Source organism: Leucobacter sp. UT-8R-CII-1-4 (genome assembly GCF_030010235.1).
Lineage (GTDB): Bacteria > Actinomycetota > Actinomycetes > Actinomycetales > Microbacteriaceae > Leucobacter.
The window spans coordinates 343,562-367,763 of sequence record NZ_JASCRS010000003.1; the positions used below are offsets into that span (position 1 = coordinate 343,562).

The 24,202-nt window shown below is 59.0% G+C and carries 24 protein-coding genes; 17 read left to right on the forward strand and 7 right to left on the reverse strand.

Annotated elements, in window-relative coordinates; genetic code table 11:
• Window positions 1–28 precede the first annotated feature (28 nt).
• Window positions 29–628 carry a methionine ABC transporter permease gene (locus QBL02_RS08915; protein WP_282726212.1) on the forward strand — a complete coding sequence of 200 codons (600 nt, stop codon included), beginning with the start codon at window positions 29–31 and terminating at the stop codon, window positions 626–628.
• Window positions 629–634: 6 nt separating this feature from the next.
• Here the strand turns inward: QBL02_RS08915 and QBL02_RS08920 are convergent, their stop codons facing one another.
• Window positions 635–1,318 (reverse strand): GntR family transcriptional regulator, encoded by a 684-nt coding sequence (locus tag QBL02_RS08920; protein ID WP_282726065.1) that lies wholly within the window; start codon window positions 1,316–1,318, stop codon window positions 635–637.
• Between the two features lie 121 nt (window positions 1,319–1,439).
• On the opposite strand from QBL02_RS08920, the gene QBL02_RS08925 reads away from it, so the two are divergent.
• Together QBL02_RS08925 and QBL02_RS08930 are read left to right on the forward strand one after the other, a co-directional pair.
• Entirely contained in the window at window positions 1,440–4,286 is a 2,847-nt protein-coding gene (locus QBL02_RS08925; RefSeq protein ID WP_282726066.1) for an FAD-binding and (Fe-S)-binding domain-containing protein, read from the forward strand.
• Window positions 4,287–4,333: 47 nt separating this feature from the next.
• The gene (locus QBL02_RS08930; protein WP_282726067.1) at window positions 4,334–5,299 is read left to right on the forward strand and encodes an alpha/beta hydrolase; all 966 of its coding nucleotides are present in this window, start codon (window positions 4,334–4,336) and stop codon (window positions 5,297–5,299) included.
• A gap of 13 nt (window positions 5,300–5,312) precedes the next feature.
• Here the strand turns inward: QBL02_RS08930 and QBL02_RS08935 are convergent, their stop codons facing one another.
• The gene (locus QBL02_RS08935; RefSeq protein ID WP_282726068.1) at window positions 5,313–6,449 is read right to left on the reverse strand and encodes a mandelate racemase/muconate lactonizing enzyme family protein; all 1,137 of its coding nucleotides are present in this window, start codon (window positions 6,447–6,449) and stop codon (window positions 5,313–5,315) included.
• Between the two features lie 188 nt (window positions 6,450–6,637).
• Here QBL02_RS08935 and QBL02_RS08940 point away from each other — a divergent pair, with 188 nt between their 5' ends.
• The 12 genes from QBL02_RS08940 (at window position 6,638) to QBL02_RS08995 (ending at window position 17,857) form a co-directional block, all read left to right on the forward strand.
• Window positions 6,638–8,179 carry an ABC transporter substrate-binding protein gene (locus tag QBL02_RS08940; RefSeq protein WP_282726069.1) on the forward strand — a complete coding sequence of 514 codons (1,542 nt, stop codon included), beginning with the start codon at window positions 6,638–6,640 and terminating at the stop codon, window positions 8,177–8,179.
• Between the two features lie 51 nt (window positions 8,180–8,230).
• Entirely contained in the window at window positions 8,231–9,157 is a 927-nt protein-coding gene (locus QBL02_RS08945) for an ABC transporter permease (RefSeq protein ID WP_282726070.1), read from the forward strand.
• A complete protein-coding gene (locus QBL02_RS08950; protein ID WP_282726071.1) occupies window positions 9,157–10,104 on the forward strand; it encodes an ABC transporter permease in 948 nt (315 codons plus the stop codon). The genes QBL02_RS08945 and QBL02_RS08950 overlap by 1 nt, the downstream gene beginning before the upstream one ends.
• Entirely contained in the window at window positions 10,101–11,057 is a 957-nt protein-coding gene (locus QBL02_RS08955) for an ABC transporter ATP-binding protein (protein ID WP_282726072.1), read from the forward strand. The genes QBL02_RS08950 and QBL02_RS08955 overlap by 4 nt, the downstream gene beginning before the upstream one ends.
• Window positions 11,050–11,844 carry an ATP-binding cassette domain-containing protein gene (locus QBL02_RS08960; RefSeq protein WP_282726073.1) on the forward strand — a complete coding sequence of 265 codons (795 nt, stop codon included), beginning with the start codon at window positions 11,050–11,052 and terminating at the stop codon, window positions 11,842–11,844. Before QBL02_RS08955 ends, QBL02_RS08960 begins: the two co-directional genes overlap by 8 nt.
• 15 nt (window positions 11,845–11,859) lie before the next feature.
• Window positions 11,860–12,582 (forward strand): PIG-L deacetylase family protein, encoded by a 723-nt coding sequence (locus QBL02_RS08965; RefSeq protein ID WP_282726074.1) that lies wholly within the window; start codon window positions 11,860–11,862, stop codon window positions 12,580–12,582.
• Complete coding sequence (locus QBL02_RS08970) at window positions 12,582–13,283, forward strand: GntR family transcriptional regulator (protein ID WP_282726075.1); 702 nt, start codon at window positions 12,582–12,584, stop codon at window positions 13,281–13,283. Before QBL02_RS08965 ends, QBL02_RS08970 begins: the two co-directional genes overlap by 1 nt.
• On the forward strand, window positions 13,276–14,058 hold the full coding sequence (locus QBL02_RS08975; RefSeq protein WP_282726076.1) for an SDR family NAD(P)-dependent oxidoreductase: 783 nt from the start codon (window positions 13,276–13,278) through the stop codon (window positions 14,056–14,058). The genes QBL02_RS08970 and QBL02_RS08975 overlap by 8 nt, the downstream gene beginning before the upstream one ends.
• Window positions 14,055–14,894, forward strand: a complete 840-nt coding sequence (locus QBL02_RS08980; protein ID WP_282726077.1) for an SMP-30/gluconolactonase/LRE family protein — start codon at window positions 14,055–14,057, stop codon at window positions 14,892–14,894. The genes QBL02_RS08975 and QBL02_RS08980 overlap by 4 nt, the downstream gene beginning before the upstream one ends.
• A gap of 2 nt (window positions 14,895–14,896) precedes the next feature.
• A complete protein-coding gene (locus QBL02_RS08985) occupies window positions 14,897–15,847 on the forward strand; it encodes a hypothetical protein (RefSeq protein WP_282726078.1) in 951 nt (316 codons plus the stop codon).
• Window positions 15,848–15,908: 61 nt separating this feature from the next.
• The gene (locus tag QBL02_RS08990; protein WP_282726079.1) at window positions 15,909–17,093 is read left to right on the forward strand and encodes a mandelate racemase/muconate lactonizing enzyme family protein; all 1,185 of its coding nucleotides are present in this window, start codon (window positions 15,909–15,911) and stop codon (window positions 17,091–17,093) included.
• A gap of 8 nt (window positions 17,094–17,101) precedes the next feature.
• Window positions 17,102–17,857: an SDR family oxidoreductase gene (locus QBL02_RS08995; protein ID WP_282726080.1), complete on the forward strand. Its 756-nt coding sequence runs from the start codon at window positions 17,102–17,104 to the stop codon at window positions 17,855–17,857.
• A 167-nt stretch (window positions 17,858–18,024) separates the two neighbouring features.
• Here the strand turns inward: QBL02_RS08995 and QBL02_RS09000 are convergent, their stop codons facing one another.
• Window positions 18,025–18,705 (reverse strand): SDR family NAD(P)-dependent oxidoreductase, encoded by a 681-nt coding sequence (locus tag QBL02_RS09000; RefSeq protein WP_282726081.1) that lies wholly within the window; start codon window positions 18,703–18,705, stop codon window positions 18,025–18,027.
• 113 nt (window positions 18,706–18,818) lie between these two features.
• Here QBL02_RS09000 and QBL02_RS09005 point away from each other — a divergent pair, with 113 nt between their 5' ends.
• Complete coding sequence (locus QBL02_RS09005; protein ID WP_282726082.1) at window positions 18,819–19,586, forward strand: IclR family transcriptional regulator; 768 nt, start codon at window positions 18,819–18,821, stop codon at window positions 19,584–19,586.
• 16 nt (window positions 19,587–19,602) lie between these two features.
• Here the strand turns inward: QBL02_RS09005 and QBL02_RS09010 are convergent, their stop codons facing one another.
• Window positions 19,603–20,193 (reverse strand): FCD domain-containing protein, encoded by a 591-nt coding sequence (locus QBL02_RS09010; protein ID WP_282726083.1) that lies wholly within the window; start codon window positions 20,191–20,193, stop codon window positions 19,603–19,605.
• 119 nt (window positions 20,194–20,312) lie between these two features.
• On the opposite strand from QBL02_RS09010, the gene QBL02_RS09015 reads away from it, so the two are divergent.
• The gene (locus QBL02_RS09015) at window positions 20,313–21,122 is read left to right on the forward strand and encodes a fumarylacetoacetate hydrolase family protein (RefSeq protein ID WP_282726084.1); all 810 of its coding nucleotides are present in this window, start codon (window positions 20,313–20,315) and stop codon (window positions 21,120–21,122) included.
• Between the two features lie 19 nt (window positions 21,123–21,141).
• Here QBL02_RS09015 and QBL02_RS09020 read toward each other — a convergent pair whose 3' ends face one another.
• From QBL02_RS09020 to QBL02_RS09030, 3 genes are all read right to left on the reverse strand, one after another.
• Window positions 21,142–22,359: an aminotransferase class I/II-fold pyridoxal phosphate-dependent enzyme gene (locus tag QBL02_RS09020; protein WP_282726085.1), complete on the reverse strand. Its 1,218-nt coding sequence runs from the start codon at window positions 22,357–22,359 to the stop codon at window positions 21,142–21,144.
• A 92-nt stretch (window positions 22,360–22,451) separates the two neighbouring features.
• Window positions 22,452–23,102, reverse strand: a complete 651-nt coding sequence (locus QBL02_RS09025) for a DUF4870 domain-containing protein (protein WP_282726086.1) — start codon at window positions 23,100–23,102, stop codon at window positions 22,452–22,454.
• A gap of 137 nt (window positions 23,103–23,239) precedes the next feature.
• Window positions 23,240–23,926 carry a winged helix-turn-helix domain-containing protein gene (locus tag QBL02_RS09030; protein ID WP_282726087.1) on the reverse strand — a complete coding sequence of 229 codons (687 nt, stop codon included), beginning with the start codon at window positions 23,924–23,926 and terminating at the stop codon, window positions 23,240–23,242.
• Window positions 23,927–24,202: the final 276 nt, after the last annotated feature.

Here is a 24,202-nt window from a genome sequence, read left to right on the forward strand (position 1 = left end):
CTTGAAGGGCCTTGGGCAGACTCTCTACATGGTGTCATTCACCCTGTTGATCGCCGGGTTTATTGGCCTCCTGCTGGGCCTCGCGCTTTCGGTCACTCGGCCGGGCGGGGTTCTCGCGAATCGCGGCTTTAATGCGACTCTGAACTTTTTGGTGAACGTGTTTCGGCCAATTCCGTTCATTATCTTGGTGGCGGTGCTTGGCCCGCTGACCAAGGTGGTTACCGGCAGCATTATTGGCACAAACGCGGGCATTTTTGTGATGATCGTTGGCGGTGTCTTTTCTATCGCGCGTATCGTTGAGCAGAATTTGGTGGCGGTGGATCCGGGAGTCATCGAGGCGGTGCGGGCCACCGGGGCGAGGCCGCTGCGAATCATTGCCACAGTGCTGATTCCTGAGGCGCTTGGGCCGCTGGTGCTCGGGTACACCTATATCGTGATTGGCATTGTTGATATGTCGGCAATGGTTGGCGCGATTGGTGGTGGCGGACTCGGTGACTTCGCCCTGACCCGCGGCTACCAGGTCTTCCGCTGGGATGTCACGCTGGTGGCGACCGCTGTGATTATTCTGCTGGTGCAGTTGTTGCAGTTCCTTGGTAACCGCTTGGCGCGCAAGGCGCTGCGCCAGTAGTGCGTCTCAGCGCTCGGTTTCGAGGGAGTCGACGAGCAGGGTTTCTGCGCGGTGCAGATGCGTGGTGAGTAGCTCGCAGGCTCTGGTTTCTTCGCCGCCCTCGAGTGCTTGCAGAATGAGAGCGTGCTCGTCGCCAATGAGTTCGGGGTGCAATAGTCTGCGGCCTTGCACCTGAGCCATGCACAATCGCACCTCAGAGAGAATGCGGCGGTAGAGCACGCTCATGCGGGGGCTGTTGAGCGCGTCGACGATCGAGAGGTGAAATTCAAGATCATGCTCGACGATGGCGCTCGGGTGTTCGCTGCGTAGGGCGAGAATCTGGTTGTTTGCTGCGTGAGCTCGACTTGGCGCGTGCCGAGCCTCGGCAAGTTCGCGCAGTGCGGAAGACTCAAGTCTGCGCCTGGTCTGGTAGATGTCGTGAACGGCATCTGAGTCGATTGTGAGCACCCTCGCGCTTCGGTTCGCGGTGCGTTGGAGCAGGCCCTCGGCGGTGAGCTTTTCGATTGCGGCTTTTGCGCTTGGCCGAGCGATTGCGAATTCGCTGGCGACGAGAGCCTCGGTTACCGCAGTGCCTGGCGCGAGCGTACCGGCGAAGATTGCTTCGCGCAGGCGGCCAGCAACGGCGTCGACCACGCCGCGAATATTGAGCTCGGTGCCGAGTTGCAGGGCAGGGCTGGGATTTGCTGGCATGGCAGTAGCGTAGCGCAGTTGCCATTCAGGTATAGTTGTCAGACAATCTTAAATGCGCTGTTGCATACACGAACCGCCAAACCCGGTTGCGACGCCGCAAAAGTGACAAAGGAGCACCCCGATGGTCGCACCGGCGCGAGTCGAGTCACCACTCAGCACGCTAGAGAGTGACGAGACAGAGCAGCTCAGCAGATCGATCGATCGATTCGCCTACGCCCACGATGCCTCGCACTACCTCCTTGTTCCGCAAGAAGTGCTGGTGCCCAAAAGCGCTGACGGAGTTTCTGCCATTTTCGAAGCGGCGCAGCAGGCGGGCCTCAGCATCACATTTCGCTCAGGTGGCACGAGCCTTTCCGGCCAGGGAGTAAGCGGCGAGGTGCTCGTAGACACCAGGCGTAACTTCCGGGGCATTCGAGTCTCACAAGACGCAAGCCAGGTGATCGCCGAACCTGGCGCCACCGTGCGCCAAGTAAACACTCGGCTGCTGCGCCACGGCCGCAAACTTGGCCCCGATCCAGCGAGTGAAATCGCCTGCACAATTGGCGGCGTGATCGCCAACAACTCAAGCGGCATGGCCTGTGGCGTTGAGCAGAACAGCTACCGAACCGTTGAATCGCTGCTGTTAGTGCTGCCAAGCGGAACTGTGCTCGACACCGGATCCGCTGATGCCGACAAGCAATTGCGAAGCCAGGAGCCCGAGATTTATCAGGGACTCATCAAATTGCGCGAGCAGTTGCTCGCAGAACCCGCGCTCGTTGAGCGAGTACAAGCCTTTTTCAGCATGAAAAACACAATGGGCTACGGAATTAACTCGCTGCTCGATTTTGAAGACCCCGTGAAAATCCTTGAGCACCTTGTTATCGGCAGTGAGGGCACCCTCGCGTTTGTCGCCGAAGCCCGATTCGCAACCGTACCGATTCTGCCCGCCATTGCAACGGGCCTATTGGTGTTTCGCACACTTGCCGACGCGACAGCGGCGCTGCCGCAGCTCGTCGAAATGGGGCTCGCGACAATCGAACTGCTCGATTCAACCTCGCTTCGGGTGGCGCAGGGACTCAGCGACGTACCAGCTCTCATTACCGATATTGCGGTGGATCAGCACGCCGCCTACCTGGTTGAGATTCATGCAACCGATGCGGCCTCACTGCAAACACGCAGCGCAGAAGCGCTTGAGCAATTAGCCAAGCTGCCCCTAGTCTCGGCGCCAAACCTCACCGAAGATGCGAGCGAGCGAGCTTCGCTCTGGCATGTGCGCAAGGGGTTGTACGCCGCCATCGCCGGGGCGAGGCCCTCTGGCACAACGGCACTGCTTGAAGACGTAGTGGTGCCAGTTGAACGACTGTACGCGACCTGCCAAGGCTTGGCCGAACTCTTTGAGAAACACGGCTACGAAAATGCGGTGATCTTCGGTCACGCCAAAGACGGCAATATTCACTTCATGCTCACTGAACGCTTTGATAGCCAGGCCGGAATCGACCGACATCAGGCTTTCGTCGAAGACATGGTCGAGCTCATTCTGGCGCAGGAAGGATCTCTCAAAGCCGAGCACGGAACCGGGCGAGTAATGGCACCTTTTGTGCGCAGACAATACGGTGACAAACTCACCGACTTGATGTGGGCAATCAAACGACTGATCGATCCCAACGGTCTACTCAACCCAGGGGTAGTGCTGAGCGAGGACGCCGATTCATACGTGCGTCACCTCAAAGTTTCGCCGAAGGTTGAGTCGGAGGTCGACCGCTGCGTCGAGTGCGGATATTGCGAACCAAGCTGCCCGAGTAAAGACCTCACCCTCACCCCGCGACAGCGAATTGTCTTGCGCCGCGAGATTGCGGCAGCCGAACAGCGCGGTGACATTGCCTTGCTTGCAGAACTTCGCGATTCATACGAGTACGACGGAGTGCAGACCTGCGCAGTAGACGGCATGTGTGGGGTCGCGTGCCCTGTTGATATCAACACCGGAGACCTGGTGCGCAGACTGCGCGCCGAGACTGCAAACCCGGTTGAGAATGCAATTTGGAACACCGCAGCAAAACACTGGGGCACCGTGACCTCGCTCGGCGGGGTAGCGCTGAGCGTCGCAAAGGCAGTGCCGGCCCCGCTCGTGCGCGGAGTCACCAGAGTGGGCCGGGCTCTGCTCGGTGCGGATTCAGTGCCGCTCTATGACAGTGGCCTGCCCGCCGGAGGATCCTCGAACCGAAAGGCGCTCGCAGCAGCTAGCTCGCAAGATTCGGCTCAGGTGGTGTTTTTTGCCGCTTGTATTGGCGAAATGTTCGGCCCGGAGACTGAGCATCCCGGATCACGCAGCGCCGTGCAAGCGGTGCTGCAGCGTGCAGGCATCGCCTATGCTGTGCCCGATGACGCCGGAGGGCTGTGCTGCGGCACCCCCTGGAAATCGAAAGGTCACCTCGACGGGTATCGCGTTATTTCTGAGCGCACACTGGCCGCGCTCTGGGCCGCGAGCAATGAGGGCGCGTTGCCAGTGATCTGTGACGCAGCATCGTGTTCTGAAGGCCTTGAGGTGATGCTTCGGTCAGCGCTTGTTGAGCACCCCGAATATCGCGCCCTGCGCGTCGAAGACGCGACAGTGTTTCTCGCTCGAGAAGCGCTGCCCGGGCTTAGGGCAAAGCGAAGTTTTGGCAGAGTTGCGGTTCATCCAAGCTGCTCAACTACAGCGCTCGGCGCTACTCCAGCGCTTCGCGAGATTGCCGATTTTGTCGCCGATGAGGTGTACGTGCCAGATGCTTGGGGCTGTTGCGCGTTCGCGGGAGACCGAGGCATGTTGCACCCCGAACTCACCGAGAGCGCCACCGCTGCAGAGCGTGCAGAGTTGCGTGAAGCAGAACAAGATCGCGGCAGGTTTGATGCCTACGTGTCAGCGAACCGTACCTGCGAGATCGGTATGTCACGTGCCACCGGAATGCCGTACCGTCACGTACTCGAATTGCTTGAAGAGGTCACTCGTTAACGACTGACGTCGCAGACAGCGCACACTGTAAGTGCAAGGGGAAACAAATGCCAATCGTCGCAGAGATTCTTTCGCTCATGAACGAAAAAGAAGCAGATTCCGATTACGCCAGGCCAGGTGAAGCGCCTGTGTCGATCTCTGACGCAAGACGATTCCATGAGGCCGATATCGTGAGTTTCGCTCCGCTTGATTCTCGAGACGCGGTTGGCTCGGTCGAAGCAGTCAGCTTTTCCGGTCCACTTGGCGAAATCTCCGCTCGTTTGTACCGGCCGTTGAACGCTGCAAACCCAGCTACCCTGGTCTGGTTTCACGGTGGCGGTTGGGTAACCGGAAGCCTCGACACCGCAGATGCAGTGGTGCGGGCGCTTTGCGCAAGAGCGGGCATTGCCGTGCTTTCAGTCGACTATGCGCTGGCTCCCGAGCAGTTCTGGCCGGCGGCAGTGCACGATGCTCGTGCCGCGCTGCTCTGGGCGGCGAGTCATCGCGATCAGCTCGGCGGTGAAGGCTCGATTCTGGTTGGCGGAGACAGCGCAGGTGGAAATCTCGCTGCCGTGCTCGCAAACACGGAGACCGATGTGGTCGAAGGGCAAGTGTTGCTGTACCCGGTAGTCGACCTTGATATCGCTACAACCGCGTACCCCTCTCGGGTCACCAACGGGGTCGGATGCTTTGTTGCCTGGGCAGATATTGAGTGGGCGATTCGCGAATATGCGCCCGACTTCACCAGAGCGGGGGATCCGCTACTCAGCCCAATTCGCGCAGCGAATTTTGCTGGGGTGGCGCCAGCAATTATCGCCGCAGCCGAATACGATCCGCTTCGCGACGAAAACCGGGCCTATGCCAAGGCTCTTGAATTACACGGTGTCGAAGTGAACTATTTTGAGTTCGCAGGGTTGGTGCACGGTGGATTCGACATGATGCAGCCGGTACCTGCCGTGAATGTCGCAATGAGCGATATTGCCGAAGCGCTGCGGGTGCTCGTCGCCCAACTGGGCGACGAGCACAGCGGCTAGGCCGCGCTGTTGTTTAGTCGATGAACAGCGAAGCGCCCCGGGTGTAGTGTGCGATGGCTTCGCGATCCCACGTAATGCCAAGGCCGGGGCCAGTCGGAATATCTAGCATTCCCTGCTCATCGAGTGACCAGCCGCCGGAGACAATGTCGTCAATGTAGGCAGAGCCGGTGCAGTACTCGACGAAGTCGGTGCGCGGCAGGGCTGCGGCCGTATGTAGATCTGCGGCAAGCCCCACGGCGGTGTTCCAGCCGTGCGGAATGAGGCGCATGCCTGCCTCTTCTGCGCGTCGGCCGATCGCCATCGACTCGTCGATGCCGCCGTTCTTGGTGACGTCTGGCTGCACAATGTCGAATGCCCTGGCGTCAATGAACGGGGTGAAGCTTTGCCTGCGGGTGAGTGTTTCAGCTCCGCTGATCGGTACGGGTGAGTGGGTGGTCAGTTCGACGTACCCGGCAAGATCGTCGGGGCTTAGCGCTTCTTCAAACCAAGCTACGTTGTATTCGGCCAGCATGTGGGCTGTGTTGATTGCCCACTTGTAGCCGTGTGGCCAAAAGCCATCGCTGCCTCCGGCGTCAACTGCCAGCACGGCATCGGGGCCGACGGCCTCGCGCGCTGCCGCAATAATCTTGCGATCGGTTGCTGCCGAATCGCGGCCGAATCGGCCCCAGCCAATCTTGAATGCGCGGAAACCCTCTGAGGCATAGCCCTCAAGGCGGGGCACCATTATCTCTGGGTCGTCCATCAAGAGTGAGGCATACGGCAGCACTTTCGAGCGGTAATTGCCGCCAAGCAGACGGCTGATCGGCATGCCAGTAACCTGCCCGAAAATGTCCCAGAGCGCGGTATTCACGCCGCTGATGGTGTGGGTGATCGAGCCGCCTCGACCCATCCAGAAGTTTGCCTGATGTAGGCGCTCGGTGATCGCCGTTGGTGAATCAAATTCCATGCCAACCAGCAAATCGTTGAGCACTGAGAGTGCACCAGCAACCAAGTCTTGGTGGGTGAATACGCTGCCGAGCCCGGTGTGGCCTTCGTCGGTGTGCACGGCGATTAGGGTGTGCAGGGAATCGTTTGGGTTGAGCTCATTTGCCCAGCCGCCCTTGGGCGTTGCGCCGATGAGCCCCGCGCTCACTACGTTACGAATCTTCATTGATGGGAACACTTTCTCTCGTCGCGCCCTCTTCTTCGAGGGCTGGCAGACAGCTGCACTTTGAAGAAGGTTAACAGTTTCGACACAAGATTGTTAACAGTTGACAGTCTACGCTATGCTCGGTATTCGGCAGATACTTCTAACACCTGCCAAAGTCCGAAAGTTCAATGATGAACAGGAGAGTGGCCATGAAGCCAGAACGAGTAATGCGGGGACGTTGGAGGTTCGCGGGTATCGCGGTACTCGCATCTGCCGCACTGATGTTGAGCGCATGTAGCTCGCCAGCCACCGAAGGAGGAAACACGGGTGGAGACCGCGGCGGTCAAGTGATCGTTGCTAACGCTGAACCGCCCACGGCAGCGTATTGGGATCCAGCCGCCTCCTTCGGTCTTGTCGATGAGCAGGTAGCCTCGCTCGTATTCGACACGCTGCTATCGATGGACGCCGAAGGAAACATCGGCCCCAACCTCGCCACCGAGTGGGAATGGGTGAGCGACACCGAAATGAAGCTCACACTCCGCACCGATGCGAAGTTCCACGACGGCACCCCCGTGACCGCTGACGACGTAGTCGCTTCACTGAACCGCCTCATGCAGCCCGGATCAGAAACCCTCGCAAAGGCAATTCTGCTCACCTCCGGCGAAGCAAGCGCTGAAGGCGACGTCGTGACGATCCGCACCGACCAGCCATTTGGCCCGCTTGAAAACTCGCTCGCCGCGGTGTCGATCCTCTCGAAGGCCGACATCGACTCGCCGGACAACTTCAAAAAGGGCGCAAACGGCAGCGGCCCATACAAGTTTGTTTCCTACGCGAACGACGACATCACCCTCGAAGCAAACGCCGATTACTGGGGCGGAGCACCAAAGAACGACGGCGTAGTGCTGCGATACATCGCCGACGCTGACGCCCGCCAGAACGCACTGCTCGCCGGCCAGATCGACATCACCACCCGCACCGGCCCGAACTACGTGAACGCGGTCAAGGACAACGCCGACATTACGGTTGAGTCGGTATCGCCACCGTCGCAGATCGTGATGATCTACCAGCACAATGGTGCACTTGCCGATCTGAAGATCCGTGAGGCTCTGGCCTATGCGATCGACCGTGAGGGCATTGCAGCGAGCATCATGCACGGCGTGAACAAGGTCGGCTTCAACGCCATCCCAACCACCCTCGCGAGCTACCAGGAAGCAAGCAACAAGTTCGAGTTCGATCCAGAGAAGGCAAAGAGCCTGCTCGCCGAAGCCGGCAAGTCAGAGGGCCTCACGCTCACCATGGCCACCAGCACACTGGTGCCAGGACAGCTGGAAATCGACCAGGCGATCGCGCAGAACCTGAAGGACATCGGCATTGATGTTGAGGTTACCCAGCTTGAGGTCGGCGAGTTCCGCACGAGCTACCCACAGTACGACCTGAGCATGAACACGCTTGCCTCGTTCAACAACGACCCAAGCTTCATTCTCGCAACCTTCACCGGCGCAACCGGTCAGGCCGTATTCAACCTGGCTGATCCAAAGGTCGACGAACTCGTGGCAACCCAGAACGCAACCGTTGGCGAAGCACGCAACCCGGCTATCAACGCTGCGGCAACCTACATGTGGGACAACCAGCTCACACTCTGGCTGAGCGACGAGACCTGGACGACACTCGTGAACAACCGGGTCACCGGTTACGAACGCAACCCACTGGTCGGCGAACCGCTGCTGCGGAACGTTTCAGTAGCTAAGTAACCTCTACCCCTCGGGAAACCGAGAAACTGGTCGCCGAAGGAGGCACCCACTTTGAGATATGTACTTTCACGTATCGGACAGGCCGCGATAGTTGTCTGTGTGATCTCAGTGGGGGCCTTCTTCGCGCTTCGACTGACTGCGGGTGACCCGGCCCGTATCCGCGGTCAGGTGTTTACCCAAGAATCGGTACTGCAGTCGTACCGCGAACAATTTGGCACGGATAAGCCCATCATCGTGCAGCTGTTTAACACGATCGGCGGCATGTTTCGTGGCGACTTCGGCACAAGCTTCCGCTATGAAGTGCCAGTGCTCGACATTCTGCTTCCGGCACTAGGCAACACGCTTTTGCTCGGCGGGATCGCCCTCGCAATCTCCTTCGTGCTGGCAACGGTGCTTGGCACACTCTCGGCACGCTACCCAACAAGCCTGATCGCGCGGTTCAGCTCACTGCTGGCAATCGTCGGTCAGAGTGCGCCACTGTTTTGGGTGTCCCTGCTGCTCATCTCACTCTTCGCAATGAACCTTGGCTGGTTCCCGCCGGGCGGTCTCGACAGTTGGAAGAGCCTGGTGCTACCCGTGACCGCGCTCACCCTCAGCATCTTGCCGTCACAGATGCGAGTGCTGATCAGCGGCGTGCGCAAAGAGCTCGGTGAAGACTATGTGCGTTCGGCCCGCGCCTTTGGGCTCTCCGAGTCAAAGATCGGCTTCGTGTACGTCTACCGCAACGCAGTGCTGCCACTAATGACCGTGATCGGTGTCGATATGGGCACTGTGCTCGGAGGCGTGATTGTGGCTGAGATGGTCTTCAACTACCCGGGACTTGGCAGCGTTGCCCTGAACGCGATGAATGCCCGTGACTACCCGCTGATCCAGGGCGTCACCATTATTGCAGCGGTCACCTTTGTGCTGATTAACCTCATCGTCGACTTGCTGTACACCGTGGTGAACCCACGCGTGCGACTCGGAAAGGCAGCATGATGAACGCGAAAAACCGCACATCCTGGGTGCAATTGACCACACCACTGTTTTGGATCAGTTCGAGCGTGCTCGCGGTGATCATTCTGCTCTCCTTCGTCGGCCCGTTCTTTTTACCAGACCCGTATACGCAGAGTCTCGCCGCTCGATTGTTGCCCCCGCTCACCGATGGTCACCTGCTCGGCACCGACAGCCTCGGCCGTGACCTCTTCAGTCGAATCGTGAATGGTGGTCGAATCTCGCTCCCCGTTGCGTTGATCGGCATGACCGGATCAATTGTGATCGGTGTGCTCGCCGGCCTCGCGGCAAGTTCGTCGCAGCCGGGCCTGCGCTGGGCCGTCGAACGGCTGATCGATGTGCAGATGGCACTGCCCTACGTGATCCTCGCGATTGTGATTGTGAGTGCTGTTGGTACTTCACTTGGTGTGCTGATCGTGCTGATGATGCTCGCGGGTTGGGCCTCTGCGGCTCGCGTAGTGCGAAGCGTGGCAGTCGGTGAGCGCGCGAAGGACTACGTGAGTGCCGCCGAAATGGTTGGTGCCGGTGGCGGCCGAGTGCTGTTTCGCTATATCGGACCAACCGTCTTGCCAGTTGTGCTCACCATTGCGCCGCTGCAGGCTTCGGCCATGATCGTTATGGAATCCACCCTTTCCTTCCTTGGCTTGGGTATTCAGCCGCCGACCGCTTCATGGGGTGGTGTGCTGCTTGAGGGTAAGTCGTACATGGCAGATGCCTGGTGGCTCACCACGCTTCCTGGCATCATGATTGCGATTACCTGTGCGGCCATGATCGGCCTTGGTACTGCTCTCGAAACTCTCGTGCGTAAGCGCCAGAAGCTGCGGGCGGTCGATGGTGGAAGCGAAGCTCCGCTTGAGACCGAACAGACTCAGGCACCTGCCGGACCGCTGACCTCTGCGAACCGTGTGATCGAAGGGATGTCTTCACTGTGAATACTCTGCAGAGCGCTGTGCCGATTATTGATGTACAGAACCTCACCGTCTCACTTGGCTCAACGGCTGTCGATGCGCCAGCACTGGTGCACGAACTCAGCCTTCAAGTGCGCCCGGGTGAGTGCGTTGGTCTCGTTGGCGAGTCTGGCTCGGGCAAGTCGCTCACCGGTCTCACCACAATGGGTTTGCTTCCCGAGGGACTTCACGTGCGTGCTGGCGAGGTGAAATTTGTTGGAGACGATCTCACCTCACTCAGTAATGCTGAATTACGAAAGCTGCGCGGGGCAGAGCTTTCGATGATCTTTCAGGATCCCTCGGCTGCTTTGAACCCCACCAGAACCGTCAAGAAACAGCTTGTGGATGTGCTTCGTGCTCACCAATCGTTGAGCAAAAAAGAAGCAGAAGAGCGCGCGGTCGTGGCGCTCGAAGACGTCGGATTCCCGAACCCGCGCGAGCGGTTCAACTCCTTCCCGTTCCAGCTCAGCGGTGGGCTCAAGCAGCGTGTCTGCATCGCGATGGCGCTCGCTTGTCGGCCAAGGTTTGTGGTCGCTGACGAACCGACCACGAACCTTGACGTGAGCGTGCAGGAGGGAATCTTGAACCTGATTCGCGCCAGGATCGAGAGTGATGGCTTCGGCTGCCTCTTTGTCAGTCACGACCTGGGTGTGATTGGTGCCGTGGCCGACCGGGTGATGGTGATGTATGCCGGTCAGATCGTTGAGGCTGGCCCGGTAGAGAGCATCTTGAATAACCCGCAGCACCCTTACACTCGCGGTTTGATTGATGCCGCGCCGACGCTGCACAGCACCAAAGACGAGCCGCTTCGGCCGTACACGGCGGTACGCCCAAAGATGTCACCGACCAGACCAGCCAGTGAAATGGTGCCGGTGCAGGGCAACCCAGAGCACACCGTGCGGGTTTCTCTTGAAACGCGAGGAGACACAAATGACTGAGATTCTGCGTGGTGAACACCTGCGACGCGAATACCGAATTCCCGGGCAGCGCTCGCCGCTGGTGGCGGTAGATGATGTCTCGCTATCGGTCTCTTCTGGCGAGATCGTTGGTCTTGTCGGTGAGAGCGGATCGGGCAAGAGCACTGTCTCGCGCATGCTTGTTGGCATTGAGCAGCTCACCTCGGGTGACCTGTACTTTGACGGGAAGCCGGTGCGGTCCCGGGGTGACTTCCGGACCCTTCGTGAAGATGTGCAGTATGTTTTCCAAGATCCATACGGCTCGCTTGCTCCGCACCTGACCGTGCGGCAGACCGTAGGCGATTCTCTTGATCTGCGGGGTCTTGGTACGCCTAAGGAACGCGATGACAGGGTGGCGCAGGTGCTTGAGGAAGTCGGTCTGCGTGCCGCCGACGCGAAAAGTTACCCTGCGGTTTTCAGTGGTGGGCAACGGCAGCGAATCAGTCTCGCGCGCGCACTGATTATGCAGCCGCGCCTGATTATCTGCGACGAGATTACCTCGGGTCTTGACGTTTCGGTGCAGGCTCAGATTTTGAATCTGCTGCTCGAATTGCGTGATCGGCTCGACGTGGCCTACATCTTTGTTTCGCACGATCTGCGAGTGGTGAAGTACCTCTCAGATCGCATCATTGTGATGAAGCAGGGGCAGATTGTTGAAGAGGGTGCGGTGGAGCAGATCTTTGCCGCGCCAAACGCTGAATACACTAGGGACCTCATTGCAGCGGTTCCACATTTTGATCCCACGCGTGGATCAACGGCAGCTCTCTGAGCAGAAGAAGGGTTAATGAAGATGAAGGTACTGGCGATCGGTGCACACCCCGATGACATTGAAAACTTCTGCGCTGGCACACTGATCTTGCTCGCAGATCAGGGGCATGAGATTTACATTGCTATTGCGACGAAGGGCGATATCGGTCACCCAACCGGAACCCGGGAGAAGATTGCGTTGATGCGTCAAGAGGAGGCTCAGGCCTCTTGTGATCTGATCGGTGCCAAACTCATTTGGATGGGTTATGACGATGAGTTTCTCTTCAGTAATCGTGAATCGCGTCTGAGTTTTATTGATGCGATTCGTGAGGCTCAGCCGGATCTTATGTTTATTCTGAGCGAGCAGGACTACCATCCGGATCATCGGATCGCTGGAACGATTGCTCGTGACGCTCGTATTCCGGCGAGTGTGCCGCTGATCAAAACAGCCTTCCCGCCAGCTGAGATACCTACAACGTTCATCATGGATACTTACCAGGGCCAAAATTTTGTTCCTGAGGGCTATGTTGATGTCACTTCGGTGATTGAGCGGCGCAAGGAAATGCTCGCGCAGCACGTTAGCCAGGTAGCGTGGATGGAGCGAATCTTTGAGACTGACATGGACGACGACTCAACCCGCATGGCAAAACAACGCGGGGAGGAGGCTGGCGTTCCATTCGCTGAGGGATTCCAGCTTTTGGGTGACCACCCAAAGGTTGGCGGCTGGGAGCTGCTGCCGAATGTGATCGGAGTGAACTGATGAACAAAGAGAAGGAGTCGCGAGTGCTTCGCGACCGCCTCACTATTTCGCAGGAGCTCACTGACATCTTGCGCGGTCGAGTCATCCGGGGTGAGTTTCCGCCCGGTACTCGTATCGCTGAGGAGTCGATTGCGCGCGAGTTCGGAATTAGCCGTGGCCCGGTCCGCGAGGCTTTGCGTCAGCTCGAAAAAGATGGCTTGATCGTTGTTGAGGCCTATAAGGGCGCGATTGTCGTAGAGATTTCAGACGCTGATCTGCGCGGAATCCTGCTGCCGGTCCGCTACGTGCTTGAAAAGTTTGCTCTTGAGGGCGCACTGAAGGTGCTGCAAGAACGCGATCTTGAAGCGTTGCAGAACATCATCGACTTGATGACGCAGACGGTGAACGAGGGCGGCCCCGATCAGCTGCAGAATCTTGTTGATCTTGATGTTGAGTTCCACACTTACATCATCAATATGTCGAATGATTATCATGCTGAGCAGTTGTGGTCGACGATTGAACCTCGCATTCGTGCTGGTTTTTATCAGCTGGGTTCACTGCATGAGCACCCTGGGGTGATCGTTGATGAGCATGTGCAATTGCTTGAGGTGATCCGCGGTGGCGATCTCACTGCAGCTCTAGAAATGCTTGACGAGCACGTGCTTGCGTCGCCTATTCGACTGCTCGGTAGGCGCCAGGGAAACGAGGCGCACGGTGAGTGAGCCGGCAGTTGTGTACCGCAGTTTGCAGCACTCGCACATCTTGGTGAGCGGTGGCGGCAGCGGCATTGGTTTGGCGACGGTCACGGCTTTGCTCGCGCAGGGTTGCCGGGTTTCGGTTGCCGACCTCAATATTGAGGCGCTGGATCAATTGCGTGGAGCGGTCGGTGACGAGCGTCTGCGGGCGACCCGCGTTGATGTGAGTGACAGCGAAAGCGTGAACTCTTGGGTGCAGGCGGCAGTCGCTGCGTTCGGTGCGCCAGATGGGCTCGTCGCCTCGGCCGGTATTGAGCCGGAGAGCGATGCGGCGGTCGACAGTCTCTCTGATGAGGTTTGGAGCAGGGTTGTTGATGTAAACACGGGCGGCACCATGCGGGTGTCGCGGGCTGTTGTCGGTGCGATGCTGCAGGCGGCGCCGCATTCGGGCAGTGTGGTGTTGATCGGTTCACCTACCGGGCACTTTGGCTTGGAGCTTGGCCACCATGCCTATAGCGCGAGTAAGGCTGCGGTGACGGGGCTTGGCCGAGTTATGGCGAATGAGTATGCGGCTCAGGGTATTCGGGTGAATGTGATTTGGCCGGGCCTGATCAATACCCCGATCAATGATTTTGTGATGCGTGACGAAGTGAAACTTGCCCAGGAGGTGCAGGGTATTCCGCAGCGGCGGGTTGGCCGGCCTGATGAGATCGCGGCAATGAGCTTGTTCCTGCTGAGCGATCAGGCCGCGTACTGCACCGGTGGAATTTTCACTGTAGATGGTGGTTTGACAGCGGTATGACCGAGCACGAGTGTGAACAACTCTCGGCCGCTCCAACTGGTTCTCTCCTTGAGGGGCCTCGGTGGAGTGCGCCCAGTGGGCGGTTGTCGTGGATAGATATTCCAACTGGGCGAGTGTTTTTACTCGACCCGGCCACAGAAGCGATTCGCAGTTACGACACGGGAATTGCTCCGTTGGGTGCTGCGCTTCCGCTCGCGGGCGGTGAGTTCGAGTTGGTTGGAGCCGAGGGCATCTACCGTTGGCGACCGGAGTCGACTGCGCAGCTTATCTTTCGCTTTGATGATGGTTCCGAACTGATTTCAAACGACGCGAACATCGACCCCTGGGGGAGGCGTTACGTGGGCAGAATGGCTGCAGATGAAGCGCAGGGTGCTGCTGAGCTTGTGGCGATTGAGATTGATGGTTCAACGCGCACGGTAGCGAGTGGTCTCACAATCCCGAATGGTCTCGCTTGGAGCTCAGACCAAAGTTGGCTCTATTTTGCCGAGAGCGTCGAGCAGCGTGTTTATCGTGTGCCGACGGGGGCGAAGGGTGAGAGCTGGCACAAGCGCGAGGTTTTGATCCAGCATGACTCGGCGCTTCCTGATGGAATCTGTATTGGACCAGACGGCAATCTTTGGGTGGCCTGTTTTGGGGGAGCCCGGGTGGAACGTTATTCGCTTGCGGGGATGAAGCTCGGCGAGTATTCGCTTCCGGTGAGTCAGGTGACTGCTTGCGAGTTTGTCGGTGACGATCTGTATGTGACTACGGCAGCCGAAGGTTTCACTGAATTAGATTGGCGGCGTGAGCCGCTGGCTGGCAGCCTTTTCCGTTTCCGCGCATTGTCCAGGGCTTGATGATGAACGCAATTGTGTTGCGCACTCGTGAACTTGAAGTCGCTTGCGTACCGGAACACGGAATGTTGCTGACTGAAATTGTTCCTACCGCAATTGGAGTGAATCTGCTTTGGCAGCGCCCGAACGCCCCGTTGCATCCGTTCGTGGATCCGGCACAGGCAAGTTCGACTGGCGATCCTTTTGACGCAGAGGTTTTTGCCGGCGGTTGGTTTGGCATGTTTCCGAATGCCGGGATCCCCGGCGCCAATGATGTCGATGAACAGATGCACGGAACCTTTCCTCGCTTTGCTTGGCATGTGCTGCAACACGACGACACAAGCTTGAGCTGCGAGCTTGAGGTGGATGGGCTGCGCGCTGTGCGCAAGGTGCAGCTTGATGGCACGAACGTGCGAGTAAGCACGACGGTAGTGAATCAGGGCGCAATGGATAGGGAAGTGAGTTTCGGTGAACATCCCTGTTTTGCACGCTCGGTTTTTGCGGGCGGAGAGGTTGCTCTTCGAGCCGCTCGGGCTCACACTACGCCTGAGGTCTCTGAGCCCGGTGCGAATCGTTTTCTCGCTGGTCAAGATTTCAGCTGGCCGACAGCAATAGAGCGATTGGGCGGTAGTGCGCGAACCGATGTGATTCCGGTTGCAGCCGACGGTTCGCACGACCACTTGTGTGTCACGCTCGCTGACCCAGAAATCATCTTGACTGCGCCAGACTACGCCGGTTCGGTGCGCATAAGTTCTGATCTGACAAAGACGGCTGAACTGCTGTTTTGGCGGCATTTCCGGCCGCCGCGCTCGCCTTGGTGTGGTGACGTGTTTGGTATCGAGATGATGTCGACACCGGGTCGAACGAGAGATGATGCGCGCGCTGCAGACGCGCTCAGCTGGCTTCGTGCTGGTGGAAAGCTCTCGTGGCACCTTGAAATTCAGTGGCAGGACGATCTGCCGCGCACGTATGGTTAACTGTTAACAATCTATAATTTTTGTCGATTCGACACTCAACGGTGAGAGAACGGAGGGCGACGTGCAGATCAGCGCGGTCGACTTTTTTTACGCGGCAATGCCGGTAGTGACACTTGATGCAGACGGCAGCCAAGACGCGCTACTGGTTCGCGTGCGCTCTGCCGACGGAGCAGAAGGTTGGGGCGAGTGCGAAGCCTCCCCGCTCGTATCCATTGCGGCGTTCGTCACGCCACGGTCGCACGGAGTCTGCCAGCCAGTCGCAGCCTCGGTCATCGGCGAGCGACTAGAGTCACCAGCTGATATCGCGCGATTGAGCGAAAACGTGCGCCGCAACAGTATGGACCTGCTGCAGGCAGCGCACACCTGGTCAGGCGTAGAAATGGCGCTCTGGGACCTGCTCGGCACCCAACTCGGCGCCCCAGTCTGGCAACTACTCGGTTACAAACAAAACATTGCCAAAGACCCCTACGCGTCACTGCTCTTTGGCGGAACACCAGAAGAAACCTTTGAGCGCGGTCGCGCCGCAGTCGAAGCGGGCTACGGCGCGGTGAAGTTCGGTTGGGGCGGCTTCGGCGCTGGATCGCTCGACGCCGATCAGGCACAACTTCGTGCCGCGCGCGAGGGCGTAAGCGAAGCGAAGCTGATGGTCGACGCCGGGCAAATCTGGGGCGAAGATGTCGATGCTGCCGCTGCGCGCATCCCGCTGCTAGAAGAAGTGAACGCGCTATGGCTCGAAGAACCATTTAGCCCATACGCCTATCTCGCACATGCCGAACTTGCGCGGCGCTCGCCGCAGGTGGCGCTCGCTGGCGGTGAAGCCTCACACAACCCAGAAATGGCGAAGAACCTGATTCGCTTCGGCGGCATCCGGTTTGTCCAGATCGATACCGGTCGTGTCGGCGGCATTGGAGCGTCAAAGGAAATCGCTGATTTCGCGGCAGCCGAGGGCGTTACCTATGTGAACCACTCCTTCACCTCACACCTCGCGCTCGCCGCCTCGCTGCACTCATTCGCCGGGCAAGCGACGAGCACACTCTGCGAGTTCCCCGCGGGCCTCAGCGAACTCGCGAAGGCCGTCACCGCGACCGCGCTCGTGCCGGACGAGCAATGGCAGGTGAGCGCGCCAACGGCGCCCGGAATCGGCATCGCCGTGAACCTTGATGCCGTGGCGCCGTATCTGCGGGAGGTAGAACTTCGAGTTGATGGGGCGGTGCTGAACGCCGCCGCAATGAGCGTAGGAAAGTAGGGAGCAGCATGAGTAACGAGTTTTCTGGCCTTGCCGCGATTGTGACCGGCGGCGCATCGGGAATCGGGGCTGCGATTGTTGCCCGCTTGCGTGCGGGTGGGGCGCGCGTGGCGATCCTCGATCGAAATATTGTTGCCGTCGCCAATGATGTGCCGGCTTTTCAAGCAGACATCTCAGATGCAGAGCAAGTCCAAGCAGCAGTCGAGGCGGCTGCCGAGCGCCTTGGTGGCATCGACATCGTGGTGAACAACGCTGGAATTGGTGCTCAGGGCACCATCGAAGGCAACGATGAGGCCGAATGGCATCGAGTCTTTGACATCAACGTGCTTGGGCTCGTACGGGTTTCGCGTGCAGCAATGCCGTGGCTTCGCGCATCGCCGCACGCAGCGATCGTGAATACCTCGTCAGTGCTTGCGATTGTGGGGGTGCCTAATCGCGCGTTGTACGGCGCAACCAAGGGGGCGGTCTCGTCGCTTTCGCTGCAGATGGCGGCCGACCACATGGCCGAAGGCATTCGCGTGAATGCGGTGCTGCCGGGCACCGCAGATACGCCGTGGATTCAGAACCTAATGGATCAGGCCGACGACCCAGCTGCCGAGCGCGCGGCGCTCGAAGCTAGGCAGCCGCACGGGCGACTGGTCAAGGCTGAAGAGGTGGCCGAGGCGATTGCTTATCTGGCTGGCCCCCTCGCCGGATCAACTACTGGAACCACGCTTGTGGTCGATGGGGGACTGAGCGGCTTACGCCTTCCGGCAAAAAGCTGAGCCTCCGGGAAAGCGGGATGCGCGGAGAGCGTGCATCCCGCTTTTCTGTTTGCTCGGGTGGTTTTGGCGGGGGTTTTGCGGGGGATCGCCCGCACCATCCCGATGGCTTCTTGGCACTCAATGTCTGGTTATTGGAAATTCCAATAACCAGACATTGAGTGCAGGGGCTAGTAGGTTGCTCGGCCGCCGCTGATGTCGTAAACCGCTCCGGTTGAGAAGCTGCAGCGGTCGGAGGTCAGCCAGGCGATGAGTTCGGCGACTTCGTCGGCGCGGCCAACTCGGCCCATCGGGATCAGGCTCGTGATGTGGGCGAGCACTTCTGGGGCAGTGCTCTCGTTCATTGGAGTCGCCACTACCGCCGGGGCGATGGCGTTTGCGAGCACACCATGGGGTGCGAGCTCCTTGCCCAGAGTCTTGGTGAGTCCGATTACGGCTGCCTTCGAAGCGGAATAGGGTGCCATGTTTGGATTGCCGTCTTTGCCTGCCATGCTCGCGATGTTTACGATTCGGCCCCAACCTGCGTTAATCATGCCTGGAGAAAACGCGCGGCAAAGGTTGAATGTGCCGGTGAGGTTTACCGCAAGGGTTTTCTGCCAGTCTTGGTCGCTGATTTCCCAGGTCGGCTTTCCCTCACCGACGATGCCGGCGCTGTTCACCAGAATGTCGATAGCTCCCACCTTTGCGGCGGCATCAGCAACTGAGGCTGAGTCGCTGACATCTACGCGAAAGTCTGCGTCGGGTGAGAGATCGAAGGTGATCACCTCAATGCCGTCCTCGGCTAGTCTCGCGGCGGTTGCTTGGCCAAGGCCGCTGCACCCACCAGTCACTACTGCTTTCCGCGACATCATTGTCCTTTCATTGCGGCTTACTCTTGATTGCAATATTCCATTAAATGAAATCAAAGTCAAACAATTGGAATTTGCCGAGCGCTAGTAAACTGATCGAACGCAGAAGGAGAGTCATGAGCGAAGAGCGAGCAGTCGGTGCCGACCGCGTGCTGTTGGTGTTGAGTGAATTAGGCAGACATCCCTCTGGTGTTTCACTTGAAGACCTCGCAATTGCTGTTGATGCGCCGAAGTCGAGCGTGCATCGAGCGCTTGCAACGCTGCGCAAGCGCGGATTTGCCGCTCAAGACGGGCGTGGAAGCTACGTCGTTGGAGACGAACTGCTACGCCTTGCGTTCACGGTCCACGAGCAGCGACCCGAGAGCGCAAGGGTCGAACCAGCACTGCAACGCTTGAGCGAACGCTTTGGAGAGACCGTGCATTTTGCGGTGCTTGATGAGGCCGAGGTGGTGTATCGCGCGAAAGCGGATCCACCCTCGGGCGGAATGCGCTTGACCTCGGTGGTCGGCGGGCGAAATCCTGCTCACGCGACCGGAGTTGGCAAGCTGCTTCTCGCCGATCGTTTTCGTGACAGTGATTCATTTCTGCAGTGGGCGAAGGCTCGCGCATTGCCCGCGCGCACAGATTCGACGCTGACTGACCCGGCGAAGCTTTGGCACGAGCTCGAGCAGATTCGCGAAAGCGGTTTTGCGTTGGATCGAGAGGAAAGCGAGATTGGAGTCGCCTGTATAGCTTTACCGGTCTCGCTATCGGCGACAGCCTCAATCGACGGTGCAGTGAGCGTGAGCGCGATTGCGGTACGCACACCACTCGGTGAATTGATTGACCGTGTTGAAGAGTTCCGGACCGAACTTGGCGCCTTGGCGGTTCGGCTGCGCCCCTAACCGGGGCGGGGCAAAGTCACTTTGCGGGCAGATGGCTGAGGTGTTTGCGCATCGCGTCGGCGGCAGCCTGTTGCTGCCCGGACTCAATAGCTTCTACCAGCGTCGTGAGATCGGCGAGGGCCTGTGTGCGCGTTGACTGCAATGAGGCGGTGCGGCCGCGAGAAGCGCTAATGCGCTGCGTGAGGCTCGCGTAAAGCTCGATGATGACGCTATTTGCGCTGGCCTGCATCACCCGCGAGTGAATGCTCTGATCGTGAGCGGCGAAGCCTGCCTCATCATTAATCGCGTTGGCTGCGCCCGCAAGTTGGGCGCGCAGATGCGTGAGGTCATCGGCGGTGGCGTGCGTGGCTGCTTCGCTCGCGGCCCAGGGTTCGATGAGTAGGCGTGCGGCTAGAAGCTCTGAGGCGTCAGTAGCGCGGACATAGATACCGGATCGGTCGCGTGCCTCGAGCACGCCGTGCTCAATGAGGGTCGCGATTGCTCGGCGCACGCGGGGGCGTGAGGCTTCGAAGTGTGTGGCGAGCTCACGCTCTGAGGGGAGCCGCTCGCCGGGTCGATACTCCCGAAGGCTGATCAGGGCGCGCAGTTGCTCGACAAGTGTTGTCATTTGCGTGCTCCTTTGTTTTTGTGTCTGCGATAACTGTACTTGACGCAGTCGCACCTGGTTACATAATCTGGTACTACCAGTTTGGTTAACCAGACGCGAATGTGTGCAAAGGAGACACCATGCGTATCGCTAGAATTCAGACTTCAGAGGGTCCTCGTCTTGCAGTGCAGCAAGATGAACGCTGGCTTGCCGCCGCGCCCGCAGGAGTAACACTCCCGCAAATGCTCGCTCGGGGTGCTGCCTTTAAAGCTGAAGGCCCAGAACTTGAGGGTGAGGTGCTAGCCCCGCTCATTCCCGGCAAGATCGTTGCCATTGGCCTCAACTACATGGACCACATTCGTGAAGCCCAGGCAGAGGTTCCGAAAGCTCCATTGGTATTTACCAAGTTCCCATCAAGTGTTACCGGCCCAGACAGTGATGTTGTGATTGACCAGGCGCGTACCCAGCGGGTCGATTGGGAAGTCGAACTTGCCCTAGTGATTGGCAAACGGGCTCAGCACGTTCAGATCGAAGAAGCTATGGACTACGTCTTTGGCTACACCATTGCAAACGATATTTCGGCGCGAGACATGCAATTCGGCGATGGGCAGTGGGTACGCGGCAAAAGCCAGGACACATTCTGTCCGCTTGGGCCGACAGTTGTCACCGCTGACGAAGTTGCAAACCCTGGTGAGCTTGCGCTTTCAACCCGAGTCAACGATGTTATTAAGCAAGACTCAAATACCCGAGAGTTGATCTTCGGTCTTGCCGAACTCGTGGCCTACTGCTCTCAGAACTTCACCCTTGAACCCGGTGATGTGATCCTGTCTGGCACCCCGTGGGGATGCGGTGAATTCATGACACCAGCCGAGCACCTACAGCCCGGCGACATCGTTGAGTGCCGCATTGAAGGCCTCGGCTCGCTCCGCAACACGGTCATCGCCGCCTAGCCAAGTTGCGCGCAAGCGTCTAGTTTGCGCGCAACTTCTGCAGGCGTTCAATCGCAGTATGCAGTGTGTCGTCGCGTTTCACAAAGGTGAAGCGAACCCAATTGGCAAACTCCGCAGCTGCGGGCGAACCCTCCGCGCAAAATGCGCTGAGCGGCACACAGGCTACGCCGATGTTCTCGGGCAGCCAGCGAGCGAATGCGGCGCCATCTGGTAGCTCCGAGCTTAAAAACGGCGTCGCGTCGGCACACACAAAATAGGTGCCGTCTGGCCTGAACGTCTCGAAGCCAGCACTCGAAAGCCCCGCAATCAGTACTTCTCGACGCCTCGCGAGTGTCTCGCGCAGTTCTCGAATATCAGTGTCGCCGTCGATGAGCGCCTGGGCGATAGCGCCTTGGAATGGGGCGCCGCTCGTGAAAGTAAGAAACTGTTTGACCGCGAGTACGGCGTCAACTAATTCGGCCGGGCCGGTGAGCCAGCCAATCTTCCAGCCTGTGATCGAAAAAGTTTTGCCCGAAGAAGAAATCGTAAGCGTGCGTTCGGCCATACCGGGCCGACTTGCGAGCGGTTGGTGCCGAGCCTCATCGAAAACCAGGTGTTCGTAGACTTCATCGGTGATCACTATCGCGTCGGCACGCTGTGCGGCTGCGGCAATGGCATCAAGTTCGGCTTCGGTGAGCACCGTGCCGGTTGGGTTGTGCGGTGTATTTACGAGGATCGCCTTGGTGCGATCACTGATCGCACTTTCTAAGGCTTGCAGATCCAATTGAAATCTACCGTCGCGGGCGAGTAGTGGAACGGTGACGTGAGTTGCGCCGGCCATCGCGATACTCGCGGCATGTGAATCGTAGAACGGCTCGAGCGTGACGACCTCATCGCCTGGCCCGGTGAGCGCGATCAGGGCTGCTGCGATTGCCTCGGTTGCGCCGGTGGTTACGAGCACTTCACGATCGGGATCGAGCGTGATTCCGTAGTGTTTCGCCTGGTGCGCAGCGATGGCGTGTCGGAGTTCGGCGGTGCCGCGCCCCGGTGCGTATTGATTGACGCCAGCGCGAATGGCATCGACCGCGAGCTCGCGGATCCACTCGGGCCCATCTTCGTCGGGAAAACCCTGGCCAAGATTCGCAGAATCCGTGCGCATCGCAAGAGCGCTCATCTCGGCAAAGATCGTCGGCTGCGCATTGCCAGCCTGATTGAGCAATCCAGTGGCTCCAGCTACTTCACGCCATCGTTCATTCACGTATTCAGCTTAGAGGGCACGTGAAGTGCACGCACAAAAATGCGGGGTCCGGCTGCAGCTTGCAACCGGACCCCGCATCAAAACCGGATCGTTTACTTCACCATCGGAACGTTGAAGATGAATGGATCGGTCTTCGCGTTTGAGCGGTAATCAGCCGATACCTTCGCAGCAGCGATGATGTGGAAGATGAAGAGCACAAAGCCCGCGATACCGAGCAGTACTGCGATCAGGCCGCCGATCACTGGCAAGTAGCCGAGGATCGTAGCAGCGAGTGCAGCACCGGTGCGCAGCAGCGAGAAGTTCAGGTTCGCCACGTTAAACTCGTGTGCGCGCTGGTTTCCCTTGTCCTTGCCGACAAAGTAGAAGATCAGCGCTGGGATCCAGGCGAAGAACACTGAGAGCCAGTAGTTCAGTACCACGTTGCTCGCCTCTGGGTCGGCGACTGGCTGCTGGTATGGCTGCTGGTAGCCGCCTCCGGGAGGAGCCTGGTGGCCAGCGGCTGGCGGTGCCTGGTAGCCGGGCGCAGCTGGTGGTGCTGGTGGTGCTGGTGGTGCCTGGTACTGAGGTGCAGCTGGTGGCGCAGGTGGTGCAGCGTACTGCGGCGCTGTTGGAGCTGCCGGTGGTACCGGTGCGGCTGGTGGAACCGGTGCTGCTGGAGCGACCTGTTCCGGGGCAACTGGCTGCTCTGGAACGGTCGGCTGCTGAGGCTGCTCACCGTTTGCTTCGGGAGGCAAAGTCGACATGACGACCCTCTTCTCTTGTTGGGAACCGTATTGGTTGTATAAAAAAACTACCGCAGGAATGTGAACTTTTGGTAGTTTCACCAATCTGATTGCACACTTCTTGAGCGAAAACTGTGCAAACCGGCAAAAACGAGTGCTTAGAAAATGTCTGGGCTCGGCGTAGCCGCGTGCAGAATCGAGACGTCGGCGTGACGATCGAATCGGTAGCCGGTACCGCGAACTGTACGCACAATGTCCTGATAGTGGGCAAGCTTGACCCGCAGGCGACGCACGTGCACATCGATGGTGCGCTCATTCGGCGTCTCATCTTCGGGCGCGTCGGCCCAGAGCTTTTCGATGAGCTCTTCGCGGCTCACGGTGAGGCCTTCGCGAAGCACGAAGTATTGCAGCAACTCAAACTCGCGGAATGTGAGAGGGGCTGCAATGTTGTCGAGCAGCACCCGCTTGCGCGACAGGTCGATAGTCACGCCACTGGCTGCGCGATCATCTTCGCTTGGTGCGTGCTGCTGCTTCTGACGTGCAACTGCCGCTGGATCGCCAAGCGCCAGGCGAACCACATCAACATCGCGGCCGCCGGTGCCCTCTGGGGCGAGCGCGACTGCGGCGTAGGTGCCGGCGTTTGGTGCGAGCTGCGAGACGAGCTGCTTGATCTGCGAAACAATCTCGCCGAGCTTCGGGTCGCCCTCAGCGATCTTGTCGTCTGCGAGGCCAACGTAGAGGGCAAACCCACGAACCTCGGTGCCCTCTGGAACTCGACGTTCCGAGGTGTGTGCCTGAGCGAGGTCTGGGCGAACAGTTGCTGCGGTGCGAGTGATGGTAGTCATGATGATGTGCTGTCTTTCTGCGGTTGCCACCGTCGGTGGCTGCGGCGCTGCGAGGCCGCGTGTGCTGATTCAGACCAGGCGGCGTTCTACGTGAAACACCCGATCTGTGTGGCGGTATTCGCCAGGAGCAGCTGGAAGGCCGCTGTGCACGATCCTCGTCAGAAGGAGGATGCAGGCAGGATGCTCGGTTCTTTCGCCGAGCGCTAGGCGTGCGAAGCTCGAAGCTTTGCTGTTCTCTCGCCTAGCTGAGGTGCATTCGACAGCACATGACACTAC

Excerpts from the sequence above, each read along its gene's own strand:
- QBL02_RS08935 (WP_282726068.1), bottom strand. The coding sequence starts at position 6,449 with ATGAAGATTCGTAACGTAGTGAGCGCGGGGCTCATCGGCGCAACGCCC.
- QBL02_RS08930 (WP_282726067.1), top strand. The coding sequence starts at position 4,334 with ATGCCAATCGTCGCAGAGATTCTTTCGCTCATGAACGAAAAAGAAGCA.
- QBL02_RS09000 (WP_282726081.1), bottom strand. The coding sequence starts at position 18,705 with ATGATGTCGCGGAAAGCAGTAGTGACTGGTGGGTGCAGCGGCCTTGGC.
- QBL02_RS08920 (WP_282726065.1), bottom strand. The coding sequence starts at position 1,318 with ATGCCAGCAAATCCCAGCCCTGCCCTGCAACTCGGCACCGAGCTCAAT.
- QBL02_RS08965 (WP_282726074.1), top strand. The coding sequence starts at position 11,860 with ATGAAGATGAAGGTACTGGCGATCGGTGCACACCCCGATGACATTGAA.
- QBL02_RS09005 (WP_282726082.1), top strand. The coding sequence starts at position 18,819 with ATGAGCGAAGAGCGAGCAGTCGGTGCCGACCGCGTGCTGTTGGTGTTG.
- QBL02_RS08940 (WP_282726069.1), top strand. The coding sequence starts at position 6,638 with ATGAAGCCAGAACGAGTAATGCGGGGACGTTGGAGGTTCGCGGGTATC.
- QBL02_RS09030 (WP_282726087.1), bottom strand. The coding sequence starts at position 23,926 with ATGACTACCATCACTCGCACCGCAGCAACTGTTCGCCCAGACCTCGCT.
- QBL02_RS08950 (WP_282726071.1), top strand. The coding sequence starts at position 9,157 with ATGAACGCGAAAAACCGCACATCCTGGGTGCAATTGACCACACCACTG.
- QBL02_RS09025 (WP_282726086.1), bottom strand. The coding sequence starts at position 23,102 with ATGTCGACTTTGCCTCCCGAAGCAAACGGTGAGCAGCCTCAGCAGCCG.
- QBL02_RS08960 (WP_282726073.1), top strand. The coding sequence starts at position 11,050 with ATGACTGAGATTCTGCGTGGTGAACACCTGCGACGCGAATACCGAATT.
- QBL02_RS08970 (WP_282726075.1), top strand. The coding sequence starts at position 12,582 with ATGAACAAAGAGAAGGAGTCGCGAGTGCTTCGCGACCGCCTCACTATT.
- QBL02_RS08985 (WP_282726078.1), top strand. The coding sequence starts at position 14,897 with ATGAACGCAATTGTGTTGCGCACTCGTGAACTTGAAGTCGCTTGCGTA.
- QBL02_RS08925 (WP_282726066.1), top strand. The coding sequence starts at position 1,440 with ATGGTCGCACCGGCGCGAGTCGAGTCACCACTCAGCACGCTAGAGAGT.
- QBL02_RS08915 (WP_282726212.1), top strand. The coding sequence starts at position 29 with ATGGTGTCATTCACCCTGTTGATCGCCGGGTTTATTGGCCTCCTGCTG.
- QBL02_RS09010 (WP_282726083.1), bottom strand. The coding sequence starts at position 20,193 with ATGACAACACTTGTCGAGCAACTGCGCGCCCTGATCAGCCTTCGGGAG.
- QBL02_RS08980 (WP_282726077.1), top strand. The coding sequence starts at position 14,055 with ATGACCGAGCACGAGTGTGAACAACTCTCGGCCGCTCCAACTGGTTCT.
- QBL02_RS09015 (WP_282726084.1), top strand. The coding sequence starts at position 20,313 with ATGCGTATCGCTAGAATTCAGACTTCAGAGGGTCCTCGTCTTGCAGTG.
- QBL02_RS08995 (WP_282726080.1), top strand. The coding sequence starts at position 17,102 with ATGAGTAACGAGTTTTCTGGCCTTGCCGCGATTGTGACCGGCGGCGCA.